Here is a 1,025-nt window from a genome sequence, read left to right as displayed (position 1 = left end):
CCCCATTCGGAAATCCCCGGATCACAGCTCACTTACAGCTCCCCGAGGGATATCGGTGTTAGTGCCGTCCTTCTTCGGCTCCTAGTGCCAAGGCATCCACCGTGCGCCCTTATTAACTTAACCACTGAATGGTCAAAAAAATAAGTTGATCGCTTGCGCGATCGCACTACTTGATGATGCTTGTTTCTTAATCAATGTCGATCTATCCAGTTTTCAAAGAACAAGTTTGAAAGTCAATCCTTGCGGAGTGAACCTTCAAAACTGAACGCAAAACGTCAACCCGATTCGTCAGAATCGGTTCCGATATGTTCCTTAGAAAGGAGGTGATCCAGCCGCACCTTCCGATACGGCTACCTTGTTACGACTTCACCCCAATCATCTGTCCCACCTTCGGCGGCTGGCTCCCGTAAGGGTTACCCCACCGACTTCGGGTGTTACAAACTCTCGTGGTGTGACGGGCGGTGTGTACAAGGCCCGGGAACGTATTCACCGCGGCATGCTGATCCGCGATTACTAGCGATTCCGGCTTCATGCAGGCGAGTTGCAGCCTGCAATCCGAACTGAGAACGGTTTTCTGGGATTGGCTCCCCCTCGCGGGTTTGCAGCCCTTTGTACCGTCCATTGTAGCACGTGTGTAGCCCAGGTCATAAGGGGCATGATGATTTGACGTCATCCCCACCTTCCTCCGGTTTGTCACCGGCAGTCACCTTAGAGTGCCCAACTGAATGCTGGCAACTAAGATCAAGGGTTGCGCTCGTTGCGGGACTTAACCCAACATCTCACGACACGAGCTGACGACAACCATGCACCACCTGTCACTCTGTCCCCGAAGGGAAAGCCCTATCTCTAGGGTTGTCAGAGGATGTCAAGACCTGGTAAGGTTCTTCGCGTTGCTTCGAATTAAACCACATGCTCCACCGCTTGTGCGGGCCCCCGTCAATTCCTTTGAGTTTCAGTCTTGCGACCGTACTCCCCAGGCGGAGTGCTTAATGCGTTAGCTGCAGCACTAAGGGGCGGAAACCCCC

At 53.3% G+C, this 1,025-nt stretch carries 2 rRNA genes; both read right to left on the bottom strand.

The annotated features are described in order from the left end of the window. Positions 1 to 123, bottom strand: a 23S ribosomal RNA gene (locus R0J87_RS18285); the annotation flags it as partial. 193 nt (positions 124 to 316) lie between these two features. After that, a 16S ribosomal RNA gene (locus tag R0J87_RS18280) occupies positions 317 to 1,025 on the bottom strand; the annotation flags it as partial.

Source organism: Halomonas sp. SIMBA_159 (genome assembly GCF_046536035.1).
GTDB lineage: Bacteria > Pseudomonadota > Gammaproteobacteria > Pseudomonadales > Halomonadaceae > Vreelandella > Vreelandella venusta_A.
The sequence above is the reverse complement of the archived record's forward strand: the minus strand, read 5'-3'. Positions and strand labels throughout refer to the sequence as shown.